Consider the following 18136-nt stretch of genomic DNA (forward strand, 5'->3'; position numbering starts at 1 on the left):
TTTAGTGCTCTACTCAGCCGGAGATGTATCTATTGGACAGGAACAGTCAAACTAGAATTCTATCGGTTTTTGAGGGTGCCATTTACAATGGGTTCTTCTTAATTACTCAGGGATTCCTTGGGACGGGGCTTGCTCTTGAATTTGGGGCGTCCGAACCAGTTATTGCTTTGATTGGAGTTCTCCCTTCAGTTTCACAATTAATTCAACTCATTGCTCCTTTTATATTAAGACTGGTTGGAAACAGAAAGAAAGCAATGATGATATGTGCGTCTGCGGGGAGACTATCGACGGCGTTTATTCCAGTAACACTCGCATTAGGAATAAACAAACAGTCACTTTTACTGGTAATTCTTGCATTCTTTTCATTTGCAGCAAGTTTGGCAGGGAATTTCTGGGTATCAATTATCAGGGATGTTGTTCCGCCAGATAAATCGGCAAGGTTCTTCAGCCTGAGAAACGTTATATTCACAATAACAAATATGTTGATAACGCTTCTTTATTCTTTCATTCTTGACCATTCATCTGGAAAAACGGGTTTTGTGATAATAACCACTATGGGGGCAGTCAGTGCGTTGGTCAGCCTTGTTCTACTGGGTCTTCACAACGATCCTCCACACGAGATAAGCTATGGAAGTGGCCTTTTTAAGGCTGTTACAAGAGATAAGAAATTCATGACCTATCTCCGTTTCTATTCCTTCTGGAGCTTTTCAATTGCGATTGCTTCACCCTTCTTTGCCTATCATGAGCTGGTGAATATGGAACTGGATTATTCGTTTCTCAGTTTACTTAACATCTTCAGCTCAACTCTTACGATGGTGTTTTATCTTTTGTGGGGGAGGATAGCTGATAGAATTGGAGGACAGGCGGTATTGGAATTCGGCATCTTCGGTGCATTTTTAAAGACATTTCTCTGGTTGTTCATGGACAGGGGAACGGTCTATTTACTTTACGTAGATACTTTTATTGGTACCGCTTCGTGGAGCGCAATAAATCTTTGTCTTTTCACTACAATGCTCGAATTACTAAATGGGGTTGATGCGGAAACTTACTATGCGTTGCTTTCTTTTTCGAATGGGGCTTCCGCTCTTGCTGGTTCACTCGTTGGAGGGGTTCTTGCTTTTTATCTTAACAAGTTTACCTGGACACTCGGTGGACATACGTTTTTTGGCATTCAGATTTTGTTCCTAGTTACTCTGGTCTTGAGAGGTGTTTCTTTTCTGCTATTGAAGAGAGTAAAGACGAAGAAAGTCGTATCAGTACCTGGAATGGTTTTCAATTCGGCAGTTGTCATAGCTAATCGACTTGCAGCGAGGCCGAGAGAGTTTATTGAAGTGATGATAGAGAAGAACAAATCAAGAAGAAGGAGTGATAATAGTGATTGAGAAATTGATTGAGCGATTTCTGAGATATATATCGATTGAAACCACTTCAAGCTTTGAAACTAAGACTTTCCCGTCTACAACTGGTCAGCTAGATCTTGCCAGAACTCTCAAGGAGGACATGGAATCTATAGGATTGTCTGAAGTTACTATTGACGATTTTGGTTATGTGATGGGGACCCTGCCCTCAAACCTTGAAACGAAACTACCCGTGATTGGATTTATCTCCCATATGGATACGAGCCCGGAAATGAGCGGAAAAGATGTAAGACCTTCAATTGTTAAATATCAGGGAGGGAAGTTGCTCCTTAACAAGAAAGATAACCTCTATATTGATCCTCATCTGTATCCAGAAATTGAAAGATATGTTGGAGAAGATCTGATTGTTACTGACGGAACTACTTTGCTTGGAGCGGATGACAAGGCAGGAATTGCAGAGATTTTAACCGCGATGGAATTTATAATTTCGAATCCCCGGATTAAACACGGCAAGATAAGAGTAGCCTTTACACCGGACGAGGAGATCGGGAGAGGAACTAATCATTTCAGCATAGAAGAATTCGGAGCCGATTACGCGTACACAGTAGATGGGGGAGGCATTGGAGAACTGCAGTACGAGACTTTCAACGCTGCCAACACTGAGGTTGTGATTAAAGGACTGAATATCCATCCTGGAAGCGCGAAAGATAAGATGAAAAACTCAATGCTCATTGCATGTGAATTCAACGGAATGCTGCCCTCAAATGAAATACCTGCCACTACTTGCGGGAGAGAGGGATTCTTCCACTTAATCAGTGTTCAAGGTTCTGTAGAAGAAACAATACTAAAATACATCATTAGAGATCATTCTAGGGAGAAGTTTTCAAGAAAAAAGACGATGATTTCCGAAGTAGCGGCTTTATTGAACTACAAATATGGAGAAAATACGGTCACGTTTTGTACTGAAGACTCTTATTACAATATGAAAGAGAAGATAGAGGAAGTGTATTTTGTTGTTGAGACCGCGAAAAGGGCAATGGAGAGTCTTTCAATTGAACCGAAAATAGAACCTGTGCGAGGGGGAACTGATGGTGCGCGTCTTTCTTTTGTGGGACTTCCTACACCCAATCTCTTCACAGGAGGGCACAATTTTCACGGAAGATTCGAGTACATACCAATAAGATCTATGGAAAAGTCGGTTCAGGTAATTACGAAGATAGTAGAGTTGTTCTCTGAGGAGGCAACCTTTGAAAGTTAGGACTCTTTTATGGAAGTTCAAAGTCTGGAGACGAAGATTTGAAGTTAAAGAACGATCACCTTAACCCAGTATAACTCTACAGCTTTTTTTGGTAAGAGTCACACCCCAATATAGAGATTTATGTTCAAAGACGTTAGATTTGCTTTGATTCGCACGATCTTTGTAGATTATGCGAACATTCGTGGTTCTTAGTTCAAGGAGTCTTGTAAGTAAGGCTCTACAGATTTTCTGGGATCTCTTGGAGGTGAAAGATGTCTACTAGTTCCAGATTTGTGAGAGAAAGAATTGGAAGAGATAACCCTCTCTTTTCAATGAGCCGTGTAACGATAGAAACAGCTTTCTACGGAAATAACGTAGTACCGGTCGTTTCGCCCAGTGAGGCCTACAAGCTCGCGAAGAACTCGGCAGGTACGATAGTCACTGACCTTCCAGTTTATAAACCCGAAAAAGCCGGTCTTGATTCAGATTCAAAAGTTCTTCTCTTCAATGACGGCGCCGTGACTGGAAGATGTGCCTCGGCGAGGCGAATAGTGGGAGAGCCAGGAGTAAACGAAACAGAATACGGAGCGAAGTTGCGAGAAGCAGTCTACAAAACAAGAAACAGGAAGATGTACCATGCCCAGGCGTATATAGGGCTCGATAGAGATTTCATGGTAAAGGCACATCTTCTGGTTCCTGAAACCCACGAGAACCTGATTTATAATTGGTTGTTAAATTTCCAGCCGATAAACGAATTCTACAACGAAATGTATGAGTCCTCAGAAAGGTGTGAAAACGAGGGCGATATTTTTGTGTTTTCCGACCCGGAATGGCATCATCCAGATCATCCATTGGGGCTTTCATTCTTCGATCCGGAACACAATTGCGCCGCAATTCTCGGAATGAGATACTTCGGTGAATTCAAAAAAGGAACGCTTACCCTTGCGTGGGGATGTGCCAACAGGCATGGTTTTGCTGCTTGTCATGGTGGTCAGAAAAGGTACAATCTCCAGGACAGAAAATTTGTTGTGGGTTTCTTTGGACTGTCCGGTTCCGGAAAGTCAACGCTTACTCATGCTAAGCACAACGGAAAGTATGATGTTACAGTGTTGCACGATGATGCCTTCGTGATTTCATCTTCCGATGGATCTTCCGTAGCACTGGAACCCTCGTATTTCGACAAGACGTCCGACTATCCTCTAAATAGTGAAGACAACAAGTTCCTTCTTTCTGTTCAGAACGTTGGTGCGACCCAGGACGACGAAGGACGAATTGTTATTGTGACGGAGGACATTAGAAACGGAAACGGAAGGGCAATCAAGTCAAAAATCTGGTCTCCAAATAGAGTAGACAAATTCGATGAACCAGTAGAAGCCATCATCTGGTTGATGAAAGACCCATCAATTCCTCCGGTAGTGAAAGTCAACGATCCTGTTCTCGCATCTGTTATGGGCGCGACTCTTGCTACAAAAAGGACCTCGGCTGAACGCCTGGCACCAGGAGTTGATCCCAATGCGCTGGTAATAGAGCCCTACGCGAATCCATTCAGAACCTATCCGCTTTCTGACGATTTTAATCGTTTTCTTGAATTGTTTACTCACAGAGGGATTAACTGTTATATTTTCAATACCGGGCATTTTGGCGAGAAGAAGGTTCCCAAGGAACTCACCCTTCAAATCCTCGAGTCTATAGTAGAGAACCGAGCAGAGTTCTTGCCGTGGGAACCATTCGAGGAACTCGAGATAATGTTTATTGAAGGTTTTTTGCCTGATCTTTCTGATGAGAGCTACAAGAAGCTTCTGAGGGAGAGACTCGTTGACAGGTACAACTTCCTTCGGTCTAGAGAAGTTGAAAGAGGTGGCTTCGATAGACTTCCCCAGGAGGCAGTCGAATCGATTTCGTCCTTGATGAAAATCGTAGAGTAGTTTTGGTTTTATCATGGGGCCGCCTTTGGCGGCCTTTTCATTTGTTTATTCAATCTTAGTTTACAATAAAAAAGGATTCCTGACTGGCGTCAGGAATCGAAGGGGGAATTGCTACGAAACGAGGAGTTGTCCGGATTGCGGCTAACTTTACCGTATAAACGAGTGCATTGTGAATACACTGTAACCGAAGTTAACCGTTAACCTTTCAAACTTATTATACAATTTATTCTCAAAGAAATCAAATCGTCTCTATTATGTAAATGGAGGCGACAATTGCATGGTTCATCAGTCGGTGTCTCAGTTAGCCTTAATTTAACGTATTGCGCAGTTGGCTAACAAGCCCGGGAAATACTGGGCTCATAGAACGGTGGTAAAAAATCAATTTGTTACTTCGATGGTATAAGATTTTATTTGATAATCTTCGTTATTCATTCTCTTTCGGGAGGTTTTGAGTTTGAGGGTATTGGTTACGGGCGCTAGAATGTGGTATGCAATTAATACTATAAGGCTTTTGGCTAGAAGCGGTCATGAGGTTTTCGCAGCGGACAGCAGTAGACTTAGCGGGGGTCTTTACTCCAGATATCTCAAAGGGAAATTCATTTATCCTTCAGTCGGTGAGAATAGCAGTGCTTTTGTCGAAAGCGTCATTGAAAAGATAGAAGAACTGAAGATCGATGTTCTGTGTCCAACCTTTGAAGAGGGTTTTGTGTTCAGCAAATATATTGGTAGGTTGGAAGGTCGTGTAAATGTACTGGTTCCTTCTTACGATCATATTACTCTCCTTCACGACAAGTACTCAATGACCACTTACGCAAGATCACTTGGTATAAGTGTTCCGAAGACGGCGCTGTTGAAGGATTTCAGCTTAGAGGGGTGTGAATTCCCGGTAATAATTAAACCCAGAAATCAGCGATCTGCTGAAGGGATTTTCAAGGTTAATTCCATAGGTGAGTTCGAGAAAAGATGCAGGAATCTTGAAGAAGACAGATATCTGGTCCAAGAGTGGAAAGAGCCCTACCAGATTTGTACAACAGGGTTGGCTCACAATGGTCGATTAATTGGAAACGTCATTTATCACAACATAAGAGAATACCCTGAATCTGGAGGAATTGGTACCTGCAGAGTTTCTATAGATTGCGAAAAAGCGCTTGGAGAAGTTAAGAAAATCGTCAGCGATCTCAACTACTCTGGATTCATTTCGATGGATTTCCTACATGACAGAATCAATGGTGAATACTATCTGGTTGATGTAAATCCCAGGATGAGCCCCGGGCTGCTCATTGCTTATAACTCTGGTGTTGACATGGTAAAGGCGTATCTTGAATTAGCAAATGGAAGTGAAGTCAGCGTGGCTAGATCGCCGAAAACCGGTTATGGTACTTTTACAACGGCAATGGAGATCGGTTGGTTCTTCAGTACGTTGTTTAAAGGCAAGTTTAAGAACCTGAAGGGCTTTTTCAAGAGCAGGAAGAAGCTAAAGGATGATTCATGGGATGTTCGCGATCCGATTCCTTTTTTTGTGATGCTTCTGTCCATGTTGAACACTGCTGTCTTTGGACCTCTCAGAGGTGGCCAGACGAAGAGTTTTTCTCTCGGAGCAACCTGTGATACAGAAAGTCTAGGTTCCGAGGACGAGTTAATCAAGAAGAAAAAAGCTGTGTAGAAATCAAACCATGGTCGTAAAAAACACTGCTATGGATAGTAAAACGGTCTTAGAGTTAGCTAATAGAAGTTCTACCTCACAATGGAAATTTTCAAATGGTCCAAGACAATGTTAGACTGTTGATTCATATGACGCACGAAAAGTCTATTGAAACCTGGTTTCGAGAGACTGAATCAATAGTCCCGAAGAATTGTTTGGAAAGCTAGAATGAGATCATTTGAGTATTAAGATTGGGCTCGCCGAAGGGTCTTCCAAATTGAAGCAAATCCAGGTTCAGCAGCTTTGCCTCATGACGGACGTGGTTTGTCATATATTGTCGTTTGAAGAGCTACAGAAGTACGAATTTCCGTAGGTTCTTTTGTATTGATTACTCATTCCCGGAAAGAGCTCGTCGAGTTTTAGATAGTAATATTCTTTCTGCCTATCCCTCAAAGTCATTCTCATTGAAGGATAGATAAACTTGGCTCCAGCTTCTTTTCCTCTAGTAAGTATGGGCAAGATGTCTTCCGTACTATCTTCTGTGAATGGCAGGATCGGCATCAACACGATTTCGACATCAATGCCTGCTCTAGATAAAGCCTTGAATACTTCGATTCCTCTCGAATGCCAGGGTACTCCTGGTTCGAGTTTGTTTGCCAACTTATCGTCTGGAGTTGTTATTGTGAAGACCACCGAGCAACGCTTCGAGACATTCAGAATATCAACGTCTTTAATTGAAGGTGGTCCTTTGTGGTTATCTGGACTCCGTATGCGAGATTTCGACTAACCAAAAGAGATCTCTTCGTTATTTTCATCTTTTTGGCGGAGTACATGGATCGCTCTTTTATCCGGTCGATTCTATGCCGTTATCTCTTTTACGCTTGAGCTCGAATTTCGGAAAATCCACTGCATTTGACCTGTAACCGACATTTTCGAAACCGTCTACTCCTTAGCATTGACTCCCAGAGTCACAGTGTGTGCAGCAGTGTTGACACCCACGACGCCGATAGTTTGTAGATCTTATAAACGCCGAAAATTGCCCGCCTAGAGCGGAAACAACGGTCTTCGCGATTATCTCTATAATGGAACAATGATACTGCTCAAGAAACTACGTGAATGCAAGATCTTCGAATGACAAAAAGCGTGACTTTGCGAGAAATACAGGCGATTTCTCCGGTTTATCTAGTTTTCTTCAGAAGCGAGGTCAAAGGGTACGAAGACAATTATCTGATATAATCTATCCTGAAGGGATCGTTGAAAGAGAGATTTGTCCAGACGTAAGTGCTCTTCTGGCGCTTAGCAGGACAGTGACGAAGAGTTATTTTGGAGTGATGTTATGGGTTTTTTCGAAGGGTTTAGCAAGATAGTATTTGTGATCTCCTACGTTTTATGGGCTGGAGGGGGGCTCACGGTTTCGCTCTTGATGATACCTATGAAGGATCCCAGAACTGAACCTCAGGTTCAGGGTTACCTTCACGCTTTCTGGCAAACCATAAGAATACCGGCAGCGGCTCTTTCTTTCGTTGTTTTGGGAGCAGCAATTACAATGGCAATAATCGTTTCAGCTTCCTTGCTTTGGAGCTCAATTTTCTCTTTGTCATGGTTTCTCACTTTCTTGTTCTGGCTTATGGCGGACAGGTTTATGAAATCAGGAGGAAGCGATCCAAGATCAATGGTCGAGGTCCATAAGAGAAGCTTCCACGCTTATCTGGTTATGGCAGATATTTCGATCTTTCTTTCAATGCTTTCAGTTGCGTTTATGCTGTTATGATTGATTTCCCATCATTGTAGAAAGTTCCTCTAGGTCGTGTTCCAGGATCTCTCTTTCTTCAAGAATCTCAAGAATCCTTTCTTCAGCCTGATCCAAAGTGTTCTGAAATTCTTGGAGCCTCTCGTAATCACTAGCGTAAAGCCCCATTCTTGCGTGAATCTCTTCCAGACTATTGGACAGAGCTTCTTCTTCAGCATCCAATTGTTGCAACTTTTCAATGATCGACTTCTTCTTGTTGGATAATCTCCTTCTTTCTTGAAAGCTGACTCGCCCGTCATCATTACCCACCGAACCGGTATAGCTTTGATTTCTACTCAAATACTCATCAACAGTGGATACACTCTTCAACTTATGCCTATCGATCATCAAGAAACGATCACAAATATTCTGTACGAATTCTCTGTCGTGAGAAACAAGAATTATGCAGCCTTCGTATTCTTTCAGTACCTGTTCAAGGCTTTCAATGGACCAGATGTCGAGATTGTTCGTCGGTTCATCCATGACCAAAACGTTTGGACGCGATAATATCAGTTTCGCAAGCGCGAGTTTCGTTTTTTCTCCACCACTCAAGGTGTGTATTGGCTTAAAGACATCGTCGCCGGGAAAGCCAAACCTTCCTAAGTACTTTCTAACTTCGTAATCAGGTTGCCCCCTCATCAATTGCCAGATTTCCGTGAGCACATCGTTTGACGAATTTAGATCCTCGGTCAGCTGAGAAAGATAGCCCCAACGGACGTTGTGGCCCCAGGTAACTTCTCCCGAGTATCCCTTTAAATTCCCAGTAATTATCTTCAAGAGTGTTGTCTTCCCGCTGCCATTTGGGCCGAGAAGGCCGATCTTATCTCTCCTGTGTATTTCTGTGGTGGCGCTGCTGAAAAGATTCTTGCTGCCAAAGCCGAATGACAGTTTTTCGATCTTCAAAACTGAGTAGCCGGTTCTATCTGGCTGTGGCAGGCGGAATTTTGTCCCTCTGATTTCTTCATCTGGGAGATCTATCGATTCGAGCTGCTCGATTAGTCTGTCCCTTTGTTTTTCTTTGTTGATCGCCTGCTTGATGAATTTTTCCTGCCCCCACAATCTGTAGCGTTTTGCGACAGAGTCAAGTCTTTCGATTTCTTTTGAAAGATTATCCCGTGTTCTCAGGCCGCTCTTTAACATAATCTCTCTGTCTGCCTGGTATCTGTCATAAGGTCCGGAGAAATCCCAAAGCGAGCCGCCGTTCAGCTCCCAGAAGCGATTGCCAACGTTTCTAATCAAGTATCTGTCGTGAGTAACGACAAGCAGAGCTCCTTTGTAATTCTTTAAGAAGCTTACTAACCATTCAGTCGATTCGAGATCGAGATGATTTGTAGGTTCATCCAAGAGCAGTAGATCGTAATCAACCAGAAAAAGCTTTCCAAGAGAGATCCTGGTTAGTTCGCCACCACTGAAGGTTTCGAGACGTCTTTCCCAATCTTCCTCGCCGAATTCGAGCCCTACGAGGATACTCCTTACTCTTCTGTCGAAGGAATAGTATTCTTCGGTGTCAGGAAGGACACTCGATTTGTCCTGCATGTAGTAATCCATAAGAGTCAACTCAGAATTGGGTATTCTATTCTGTATTTGATAACCAATTCTCACGTTTGTGGATAGGAAAACCTCCCCCTCAGACGGCAAAAGATCACCTGAAATTATTCTCATGAGGGTTGATTTTCCGCTTCCGTTTTTTCCAAGAAGTATTGTCTTATCTTTCCTATCTATCGAGGTTGAGACTTCGTCAAAGAGGAAGTCTTGACCATAATCGTGTCCAACTTTGCTCAGAGTAATCAGCATACATTTCCCTTCCAATCTGCCGGTCAGTGATAATAATACAACATAACAGTTTCTTTTGTGGGAAGGGGTCTTCATGCATTCATGGTTCGATGACATGTGATATCTTTGATTATGTGGTGAAACCGGGTGGTGAATTTCTTTGAAACTCTGGTTGCCTTTTCTTATAGTTCTTACAGGATTTCTAGCGGTCTCATACATCTGGGGATTCAACTTCTTCAGGAGTCCAGACCAAGTCTTCCTGCAATATGAGAGGGCAATGATCGACTATGCAAATCAAATTCGTCTTCAGCAAGATTCCGGCCTTGAAGCCGGATTAAGTGAAGATGAAATTGTGTCGCTGAGAAAGGTAGCCATTGTCGAGCTTGAAGGAGACATGAGGAATCTGATATTTGACTTCCCTAAGTATTGGTCAATTATTGAGAAGTATTATCTACAGTATGCCCAAAGTTCAGGCATCTGGTTCACAGATGGATTGTCGGGATCGATATATACTCAAGACGATCCAGAGTATGATACTTTTCTCGCTCTCTACGAATTGAAGGATGATCCTGAAAGTTACTGCCTGATATTTGTCCCTGAAGTTTCCGAAGAGAGTGTCTTCAGAGAGTTCAGAGGAGCGCGGATTTACTTCCTTCAGAAGACAATTTGGGGTTACAAGATTGAATGGAGCAGATCCCTGATCGATTTGATTCTGGATGTAGATTTCTCGTCTGTCTCGGTATAATCTTTTGTTTTTTCACAGAAGGCCGACTCGCTTTTGGGTAAACGCTCCTCAGGATAAGCCAACGTTCTCCAGACGAGGTTTTCTGGTATCCTTTTATCGAAGCTATTCATTCCCTTGTTGCCGGAGGATATGATGTTCTTTAAGAAGATTAATGATAGAAGAAGAGAGAATAGGATTACTAAGATAGAAAGAAGGATTTCGAAATCTCGAGAAGAGGAAAAAGGTAGGTTGCTATATGAACTCTGGAATTTGAAGAGAGGAAAAGGAGATAATGAAGGCGCTATGAAGGCTGCACTAGAAAGGCTCGCATTTCTCAAAGATCCTGAGTCATTTGAAGACCTTATCTCAACCTTTGAGAAGATTGACGGGTCCTCGAAAAACTCTTTTGCCCGAGAAATCGAGAAGTTTGCCTGCGAATTTGATAGAGGCCTTTGGGAAGAATTCATATCAGTCTTCTTTGAGGACCAACCTGAGGCTGCGATCAAATTTGCTTTAAGCTGCTACAGGATCTCTTCGAAAGCATTATTTGCCGAGATTGCTCTTAAGAAGCTTGAGAATGCTGTTTATAACGAAGAGCCCGATAGGCTTGTGCGGCTACGAGAGATGTACATTTCAGCAATTTCGGAAGTCGGAGAGATCTCTAGAGTAGAACAGCTTCGCCTTCTCGAGAGAGCCTTAGACTCTTCCAAATCGCTGATTCAAGACGAACAATTACTTTCCAACCTTGCGGTGAAGTATATTGATCTTATGCTTTCCGGCGAAGATTTAGATGGAATCGCAAAGAAATTATCGGGTAGTTTTGACCGCTTTGTAGTTTATTTCAAAGGAAATGAAGTGACTCTTCTTGACAAACTAGATCTCATTCTTCCGAAGATAGAAGAAGAAGAAATCAAAAGAGCTTTGATAGAAAAGCTTCGAATATTGGGACAGTCGATATCGGATAAAAGATATGATTCCGATTTTTCTGGTGAATCAGATTACCTTGAATTTCTTAAGAAAAGCATTGCTAACTACGAGTTTAAAGCAAGGAAAAGAGATTCGGGCGAGGAGATTCTAAGAAAACTCGCCAGTGATTACGAGAGAATTATTGACAGTCTTGAGTCTCCTGAGGAGAAACTGTTATACATTAGGAAGCTGGGAGCCTTGCTTCGGGATCGTCTTGAAGAACCCTACAAAGCACTTGAAGTCTTCGAAGAGGGGTTGCGATTGAAGGCTGATGACATATCTCTGTGGCTTGTCAAAGGAATGACCCTGGAGAAAATAGCACGTAATGAAAGTGATCCAGTTAAGGCTTCGATATGTTGGAAAAGGACTTACAATCATTATCATGCGATTGCGGAGACTTTTGAGGAGCAGGAAGTAAAGCTTACGGCGATCGAGAAGTGTGCAACGATTCAGGCAGAGAGGTTGACCGGAGTTTAGCTTTGTTGAGATGGTTCTTTTGGGATCCTTTGGGGGTGCGTTTTGAGATTCTTGAACAAAACCATACTTGTTACTGGTGGAGCCAAAGGAATCGGGAAAGCCATATCCATTGGTTTCGCGAGATGTGGTGCATTTGTGTTGATTATGGATATCGATGTGGAAGCTGGGAATCGCTTGGTGAGCCAGATGATTTCCGACGGAGGCCGAGTGACGTTTATTTATGGAGATGTTTCTTCTGAAGATGATTTAATGAGAGTTGTTACTGGTACGGTGGGACTATTCGGATCGATAGACGTTCTCATAAACAATGTGGGGATAGGATGGACCGGAACACTTCTAGAGAGGTCAACAGATGATTGGAGGAAAGTAACCGAGGTCAATCTCACGGGCTCTTATTTGATGGCGAAATACTGCTCTCCTTATTTAGCCACTTCGAAAGGCTCAAGCATAATAAACATAGTTTCGACTCGGGCTTTGATGTCGGTAAGCAGTTCGGAACCATGCTCTACTTCGAAAGGTGGTCTGCTGGCTCACACACATTTACTTGCCATTATTCTTGGGCTAAAAGTCAGAGTCAATGCGATATGCTCGGGATAGATCGACATGACTGAAAGCCAGCCCAGTAAGCCATCCGAACGAAGCGATGTTGCACATAATCAACACCCGGCCGGGCGAGTTGGTAGACCGGAAGACGTTGCAGATGCCTGTTTTTTTCTTAGCGGTGATGAAGCTTCTTTTATCACAGGTGCAAATCTAGTTGTTGACGGTGAAATGACACACAAGATGATTTATCTAGAATAGGAGTGATCAGAGTTGAGTCAAAGGCTGGATGGAAAAAAGGTTAAATCTCTTATAGAAATGCTTTCGGGATATCACAGAATGCGGGGAAGTCGTGACTATAAGGAATCTATGAACTCGATAATGGACTATCTTATCCGTTCCGGTCTTCCGGAAAATAGATTCCGGGTATTGAAGTATCCAGCCGATGGGGTCACAAAGACGGGAAACATCGTCTCTACACTTGCATGGGAACCAGTATATGGGGAGCTGTGGCTTGAGAATCCAGAGAGGGTTTTCGTCACTTCAACAAAAGTCACAAAAGTCTCCCTGGTTTCCGGTAGTGGAAGCAGCAAAGGCTGGGAATCGTTACCTCTAGTTGTATATGACGGTAAAGGAGATTACTCCGGAAAAGCAGTTCTTGCTAGTGAAGATCCTGTCAAGGTTTTTCAGCATGCGGTAGTTGAGGGCGGGGCGAGGTGTCTAATTCTGTGCCATATGAGAAAGGTCTTTGAGGAAATTGGTCGCAGTCTCAATGATTTACCTCAAATGACAAACTTCTTGACGATCCCCCACGACAGAGATTCGGCCGATAGAAACGCTGTTGCTTTTTCGGTTACAAAAGAGAAGTACGATCTTCTCTTCAATTACTCGAAAAAAGGAAGTGCGATCGTTGGGTTCAGGGCTGAAACAAATATGTCGAAAGGTAGTTTTGATGTTCTGCAAATAGACGCGACTGGTTTCAATGATGGCCCTCAGGTTCTCATAACTGCGCATTTGTGTCATCCTTCGCCTGGGGCCGATGATAACGGGAGTGGAGCCGCTCTCGCCGTTGAGATAGCAAGGGTGTTGAATGATGAGAACTTCCCATATTCCGTGAAAATTGCACTTGTTCCCGAATATTTGGGAAGCGTACCTTATGCTCTCCAACTCAAGAGCGAGAATAACCTTCCGATATATACTATAAACCTTGATATGGTTGGTGCAGATCAGAACAAAACGGGTTCTACATTTATTCTTTCAAAGGTCCCACCTTATTTGCCACAGAGGTGGGGAAATATCCTGGAATTCTATATCAAGACTCTTATGCCTTCAAATGCCGGTTATCCTCTGAAGAGATTTGGAGAGATTCCCTTCATGGCCGGTTCAGATCACTGTGTCTTCACAACTCTTGGAATTCCCTCTCCGTTCATGGGCCATCTTCCAGATAGATACTACCACTCGGATTTAGACACACCCCAGATGATGGATGAAAAAGAACTGGAGTGGGTAGGTCTGTCGGCTCTCAATACTTTGGATCAGCTAGTCAAGCCCGATCAGGACTTGCTCATAAGTGTCAGAAGCAAGATGATAGGAGAGCTATTCGGTATACTAAACAGAATTTCAGGGAGAGAAGGAAGCGATGATGTTTTCGATCTTCTGATTTCTAATTACGAGGGAGAAGTACTCAGAAAGGTTTTCAATAATTCTGGGAATCTTCCTTCACTAAGCCCACTGGAGCCAACCTTCGATAGCTCTTTAGGTCTGGAATGGATCAGGACATTCCCTCAGGAACTTAAAGACGAGCTCGAAATTGATTTCGTAAGTATCGCCGATTTCGTGGTGGGAGGTGCGGCTGTTGTTGGAGGTAGGGAAGCCGTAGAACTATTGGCAAGTATTCACTACGGAGTCGAGATCGGGAAGGTTAGGGTACTTACCGGCTGGATGATCGAGAAAGGTTTGCTGAGATCATGAACATCAGGGGATTTTGTTTAATAATCTTTCTTATCTTAACAGCGTCCTGTTTTGCAAATTTGGAGATGAAGGTAGATAGTGGTGTATCAATGCCGTGGAGTGGGTTCCTTGAAGGCAGTGATTCTGAGAGAACCCAGCTCCTGATGAAAAACGACTTCCGCGCTTATTTCTTACCAACTGTGGGGTATGAGATCAGCGGTGAACATCTGATAGAGTTGAGTTTTTTTCACTTCACCGTTAAAAGTACATTCGAGGCGACGGACACTGACCCTTTGGCTTCATACGAATCAATGTTTAAGCAGGATGTACTTTCGCTCACTTATATGTATATACTTCCTGAGCTTGATCGCTTCTCTCTTCAACTGGGTGTTCAAGGTAGGTTGTGGTTCAAACAACTGACGCTCACTGGCTCGAAAACATTTGACCGCAAGGTTTCTGATTTGTCCTTTGGCCCTGCTGCAGATTTGAGGCTGCAGATGAACGATAAGGTCTTCATTGGATTAGATGTCTCTACTGGACTGGGAAAAGGGAACGGATTCATAGATATGTTCGCTGGACTTCACTTTGAAGGGCCATTCTACTATGTTAGAGCGGGCACAAGATATTGGTCCGTAACGAACTCCTTTGATAACGATCGCTTCTTCCTGTCTTTTGTGAATCTGGGAGTGCAGTTCTGCGCAGTTTTCTAGACTCCATTTTTCACAAATGAGAGCGGGTCGAGTGAAGATATTCTTACAATCCCCAGGACAGGAACGCCAAACTTCGCCAGCAAAGTTCGACCTTCTTCGAAGGTCTTTTCAATGATTGCCGCAAAGCCGTGAAGCGATGCTCCCGTTTTCAATACAAGCCGGGCCAGGGCCTCTATGGTCTTACCGCTTGCCAGAAAGTCATCCACGATAATGACTCTGTCCTTCTCATCAATATAGTCCAGGGAAACGTTGAGTTCCACTATCCCTCCTTTTGTGTGCGAAGGAGCGGATTCACTCAGATACCTTTGCATTGTTATTGGTCTACTCTTACGAGCAAAAACGAGCTGTGCACCAAGGCTGCTAGCTGCCATCAATGCGGGAGCAATCCCAGAACTCTCTGCAGTCAAGACTTTTGTTACTCCATAAGTTCTGAAGTAGTCAGCGATTAGTTCACCAGCATTTTTCATTAGTTGTGGATCAATCTGATGGTTAAGAAAGGAATCTACTCGAAGAATGCCATTGCCCAGAACGGAGCCCTTGTTTCTTACAGCTTCCTCAAAGGAAGAAAATATCTCTTGCCTGGAAAGAACAACTTCGTCCATCGATTAACCTCCAAAAGGTATATGGTACAATGATCGACTATTTCTGTATCCTTTTCTTGAAGGAGAAATTCCTTTTATGTAAGGTATGTTCTCAAAACAGATCGAAATTGCACAGGAATTCAAAATCAAGACGCTCGGAATCGCCTAGTGTGATTTTTTTCGAGAGATCTAGTTTACTCCCGGTGATACCGATCATTCAAAATGCCCCTATTCATCACGATTAAATCTACCAAAAAGTCTTTTTTCATTTGATAGTGAAAATGTATAATTGAGCTACGTAACTAAAGCGGAAGGTTTCTTATGAAGCGGAAGACACTCGTAATACTTATAGCATTTCTTCTAATTTCTACTGCGTCTTTTGGAAGCTATTTCAACGCGAACAATATCGGCGGTTCGGTTGTTTATTTCCCTTTTCTTCTTGGAATATTCTCGGTGAATGGATACTACAGACTGGGCTTTCAAGTCTTTGGCGCTTCCAAAACCGGTAGTTTGAGTTTCACTCCTGCCATGCTTTATATTGGGCCTTCGGTTTCGTATTCGGGTGCATTTGGGGAGGTTTCGGGACTAGAAGCAGGGATTGATGCACGATTGCTGGCGGGGATCGAGAATCTTTCTTTTAACTTGTTTGGAAGAAGATTCATGTTCGCGCTCGGACTGAGAGGACAAGCTATGTACTCTTTCTTCGAAACAACCGATAATTTCAAAACAAGACTCTCTCCTGAGATCAGCTTCGTAGATGTAACCAAAATGACGGACAGGTTCAACTTCTCTCTCTTTTTCTGGCCGCTTCCAGTCCTTTCGGGTTTCGACATGTATTTCTAAAAAAGAAGCCCCAAAATCGGGGCTTCTTTTATTCCTGCACAAGCTTCATCGGCTCTCCACAGCAGACTAGTTCTCCTCCACCAGCTTCTTTCACTTCAACTATGTTTCCACATATCTCACATCTGTAGACTTCTCCAACGTTCTTTACCTTCATGATCTCACTCTCCTTTTTTTGATAGTAAACTTAGTTACTGTTTCCACAGTCAAATGGATTGGAGGTGCTGACAATGGAAAGAGTCTTTTTCGCCGTTCTTTTCACTATATTCATTGTTGCCGCCGCAGGTACCCTTTACCAGGAACCACAGGTGATCTTCGCCAGTCATCTTCAAGATGGGACGCCTGTTTATGGCGGTAGTGTGATGCTTAGCTGGGACGTCGTTGTCAGAAACAACTCTATCATATTGAGCAACTTGGACATATGGGTTTCAAACAGAGATTCAGGAGCCAGGGTCGGCCTAGAATCTTCCCCTCTCATCGAAATAGCCAGCTACAATCTTTATCTGGGAACATCTTCGACGCCAAAGCTTTATGCATCTACTGGATCGAATAGTTACTTCGTCGATAGACTTTCAAATGATACTGTTTATTACTGGCAAATAGTTGCCATTGACAAAAATGGAAATAGATATTATGGACCGATATGGTATTTTGAAACGAGATAATCAGACCACAGCATTGGGAGGTTCCTTTCCTTCTAGAACTGCGGCCACGTTGCGCCCCACCATAATTGCCATTTCCGTCCTTGCTTCTCTTGTTGCAGACCCTACGTGTGGAAGAAGGACCACGTTATCCATATCTATCAAAGACTGTGGTACAGTTGGTTCTTCTTCATAGACATCAAGACCGGCGGCAGCTAATCTACCATTCTTAAGAGTCTTTATCAGTGCTGCTTCATCGATAATGGATCCCCTGGCAGTGTTCACCAGAATCGCACCAGGTTTCATCATAGAAAGTCGCTTCTCATTAAGCAAATGGTGTGTCTCTCTTGTAAGGGGGACGTGAATAGACACAAAATCAGATTCTTTAAGCAGTTCCTCGAGGCTCCTATAATTCACGCCAAGTCTCTCTTCTTCTTCAGTTAGAAGAGGTTTCCTGTTGTGATAAATTACTTTCATCCCGAAAGCTTGAGCTCTTTTTGCAACGGCCCTCCCTATTCTTCCGAGGCCGATAATGCCCAAATTCTTTTCTTTGAGAGAGGGACCTGTTAACAGGTCTGGCTTCCATCCAGCAAACCTATGCTCTCTAACGAATCTGTCGCCCTCAACGATTCTTCTGCTTGTAGCGAGAATCAAAGCTAACGTTAAGTCCGCCGTGGCGTCTGTTAGAACATCGGGAGTATTGGTAACTCTTACACCTCTTTTTCTGGCTTCTTCAACGTCGATGTTGTTATAGCCGACCGCGTAATTTGCAATCACCTTTAATTTCGGAAGTGATTTGATAAGCTCTGCATCAATCTTATCCGATAGCAGTGTTACCAGTGCTACCGCATCCTTGGCTTTCTGAATAATCTCTTCTTTTGAGAGGAACCTATCCTCAGTGTTGATCATGATGTCGTATCCTTTCAGAAGAAGCAAACCTTCGTCGGGAATCTTATAAGTGAAGAAGATCTTGTCCATTAAGC

At 43.2% G+C, this 18136-nt stretch carries 16 protein-coding genes and 1 pseudogene; 12 read left to right on the top strand and 5 right to left on the bottom strand.

Annotated features, from left to right (window positions below):
* The first annotated feature begins 23 nt into the window (after positions 1 to 23).
* From V513_RS00475 to V513_RS00490, 4 genes are all read left to right on the top strand, one after another.
* A complete protein-coding gene (locus V513_RS00475) occupies positions 24 to 1382 on the top strand; it encodes an MFS transporter (protein ID WP_257211838.1) in 1359 nt (452 codons plus the stop codon).
* Positions 1378 to 2616: a peptidase T gene (pepT, locus tag V513_RS00480; protein WP_099771304.1), complete on the top strand. Its 1239-nt coding sequence runs from the start codon at positions 1378 to 1380 to the stop codon at positions 2614 to 2616. The genes V513_RS00475 and pepT overlap by 5 nt, the downstream gene beginning before the upstream one ends.
* Positions 2617 to 2867: 251 nt before the next feature.
* Positions 2868 to 4520: a phosphoenolpyruvate carboxykinase (ATP) gene (locus V513_RS00485; RefSeq protein ID WP_014731472.1), complete on the top strand. Its 1653-nt coding sequence runs from the start codon at positions 2868 to 2870 to the stop codon at positions 4518 to 4520.
* A 454-nt stretch (positions 4521 to 4974) separates the two neighbouring features.
* A complete protein-coding gene (locus V513_RS00490; RefSeq protein WP_014731473.1) occupies positions 4975 to 6183 on the top strand; it encodes a carboxylate--amine ligase in 1209 nt (402 codons plus the stop codon).
* A gap of 306 nt (positions 6184 to 6489) precedes the next feature.
* On the opposite strand, the gene V513_RS00495 is transcribed toward V513_RS00490, so the two are convergent.
* Positions 6490 to 6855, bottom strand: a complete 366-nt coding sequence (locus V513_RS00495) for a hypothetical protein (protein ID WP_099771229.1) — start codon at positions 6853 to 6855, stop codon at positions 6490 to 6492.
* A 643-nt stretch (positions 6856 to 7498) separates the two neighbouring features.
* Between V513_RS00495 and V513_RS00500 the strand changes: the two genes are divergently transcribed.
* Positions 7499 to 7933 carry a hypothetical protein gene (locus V513_RS00500; RefSeq protein ID WP_099771230.1) on the top strand — a complete coding sequence of 145 codons (435 nt, stop codon included), beginning with the start codon at positions 7499 to 7501 and terminating at the stop codon, positions 7931 to 7933.
* Here V513_RS00500 and abc-f read toward each other — a convergent pair.
* Positions 7928 to 9745 (bottom strand): ribosomal protection-like ABC-F family protein, encoded by a 1818-nt coding sequence (abc-f, locus tag V513_RS00505; protein ID WP_099771231.1) that lies wholly within the window; start codon positions 9743 to 9745, stop codon positions 7928 to 7930. The genes V513_RS00500 and abc-f overlap by 6 nt on opposite strands.
* Before the next feature lie 139 nt (positions 9746 to 9884).
* Here abc-f and V513_RS00510 point away from each other — a divergent pair, with 139 nt between their 5' ends.
* From V513_RS00510 to V513_RS00530, 5 genes and pseudogenes are all read left to right on the top strand, one after another.
* Positions 9885 to 10469, top strand: a complete 585-nt coding sequence (locus V513_RS00510) for a hypothetical protein (RefSeq protein ID WP_099771232.1) — start codon at positions 9885 to 9887, stop codon at positions 10467 to 10469.
* Positions 10470 to 10601: 132 nt separating this feature from the next.
* Entirely contained in the window at positions 10602 to 11891 is a 1290-nt protein-coding gene (locus V513_RS00515) for a hypothetical protein (protein WP_099771233.1), read from the top strand.
* Between the two features lie 51 nt (positions 11892 to 11942).
* A pseudogene (locus V513_RS00520) lies at positions 11943 to 12692 on the top strand (SDR family oxidoreductase).
* A gap of 12 nt (positions 12693 to 12704) precedes the next feature.
* Positions 12705 to 14402, top strand: coding sequence for a DUF4910 domain-containing protein (locus V513_RS00525; RefSeq protein WP_099771234.1), 1698 nt, complete (start codon positions 12705 to 12707; stop codon positions 14400 to 14402).
* Positions 14403 to 14491: 89 nt separating this feature from the next.
* Positions 14492 to 15091, top strand: a complete 600-nt coding sequence (locus tag V513_RS00530; protein ID WP_257211840.1) for a hypothetical protein — start codon at positions 14492 to 14494, stop codon at positions 15089 to 15091.
* Here V513_RS00530 and V513_RS00535 read toward each other — a convergent pair.
* Positions 15088 to 15693 carry a xanthine phosphoribosyltransferase gene (locus V513_RS00535; RefSeq protein WP_006487935.1) on the bottom strand — a complete coding sequence of 202 codons (606 nt, stop codon included), beginning with the start codon at positions 15691 to 15693 and terminating at the stop codon, positions 15088 to 15090. The genes V513_RS00530 and V513_RS00535 overlap by 4 nt on opposite strands.
* Positions 15694 to 15993: 300 nt before the next feature.
* On the opposite strand from V513_RS00535, the gene V513_RS00540 reads away from it, so the two are divergent.
* On the top strand, positions 15994 to 16515 hold the full coding sequence (locus V513_RS00540) for a hypothetical protein (protein WP_099771236.1): 522 nt from the start codon (positions 15994 to 15996) through the stop codon (positions 16513 to 16515).
* A gap of 28 nt (positions 16516 to 16543) precedes the next feature.
* Here V513_RS00540 and V513_RS00545 read toward each other — a convergent pair whose 3' ends face one another.
* Complete coding sequence (locus V513_RS00545; protein WP_099771237.1) at positions 16544 to 16669, bottom strand: desulfoferrodoxin FeS4 iron-binding domain-containing protein; 126 nt, start codon at positions 16667 to 16669, stop codon at positions 16544 to 16546.
* 73 nt (positions 16670 to 16742) lie between these two features.
* Here V513_RS00545 and V513_RS00550 point away from each other — a divergent pair, with 73 nt between their 5' ends.
* Positions 16743 to 17177, top strand: coding sequence for a hypothetical protein (locus V513_RS00550; RefSeq protein WP_099771238.1), 435 nt, complete (start codon positions 16743 to 16745; stop codon positions 17175 to 17177).
* Here the strand turns inward: V513_RS00550 and V513_RS00555 are convergent, their stop codons facing one another.
* Complete coding sequence (locus tag V513_RS00555; RefSeq protein WP_014731481.1) at positions 17178 to 18131, bottom strand: 2-hydroxyacid dehydrogenase; 954 nt, start codon at positions 18129 to 18131, stop codon at positions 17178 to 17180. It abuts the gene before it with no gap.
* Between the last annotated feature and the right edge of the window lie 5 nt (positions 18132 to 18136).

Origin of the sequence: Mesotoga sp. H07.pep.5.3 (genome assembly GCF_002752615.1) — a bacterium.
In the GTDB taxonomy this organism is placed as follows: domain Bacteria; phylum Thermotogota; class Thermotogae; order Petrotogales; family Kosmotogaceae; genus Mesotoga; species Mesotoga prima.

What these genes read in the sequence shown, in the direction of transcription:
- V513_RS00545 (WP_099771237.1), bottom strand. Translation starts at nt 16,669, where the DNA reads ATGAAGGTAAAGAACGTTGGAGAAGTCTACAGATGTGAGATATGTGGA.
- V513_RS00500 (WP_099771230.1), top strand. Translation starts at nt 7,499, where the DNA reads ATGGGTTTTTTCGAAGGGTTTAGCAAGATAGTATTTGTGATCTCCTAC.
- abc-f (WP_099771231.1), bottom strand. Translation starts at nt 9,745, where the DNA reads ATGCTGATTACTCTGAGCAAAGTTGGACACGATTATGGTCAAGACTTC.
- V513_RS00485 (WP_014731472.1), top strand. Translation starts at nt 2,868, where the DNA reads ATGTCTACTAGTTCCAGATTTGTGAGAGAAAGAATTGGAAGAGATAAC.
- V513_RS00540 (WP_099771236.1), top strand. Translation starts at nt 15,994, where the DNA reads ATGAAGCGGAAGACACTCGTAATACTTATAGCATTTCTTCTAATTTCT.
- V513_RS00475 (WP_257211838.1), top strand. Translation starts at nt 24, where the DNA reads ATGTATCTATTGGACAGGAACAGTCAAACTAGAATTCTATCGGTTTTT.
- V513_RS00535 (WP_006487935.1), bottom strand. Translation starts at nt 15,693, where the DNA reads ATGGACGAAGTTGTTCTTTCCAGGCAAGAGATATTTTCTTCCTTTGAG.
- V513_RS00550 (WP_099771238.1), top strand. Translation starts at nt 16,743, where the DNA reads ATGGAAAGAGTCTTTTTCGCCGTTCTTTTCACTATATTCATTGTTGCC.
- V513_RS00515 (WP_099771233.1), top strand. Translation starts at nt 10,602, where the DNA reads ATGTTCTTTAAGAAGATTAATGATAGAAGAAGAGAGAATAGGATTACT.
- V513_RS00555 (WP_014731481.1), bottom strand. Translation starts at nt 18,131, where the DNA reads ATGGACAAGATCTTCTTCACTTATAAGATTCCCGACGAAGGTTTGCTT.
- V513_RS00530 (WP_257211840.1), top strand. Translation starts at nt 14,492, where the DNA reads ATGCCGTGGAGTGGGTTCCTTGAAGGCAGTGATTCTGAGAGAACCCAG.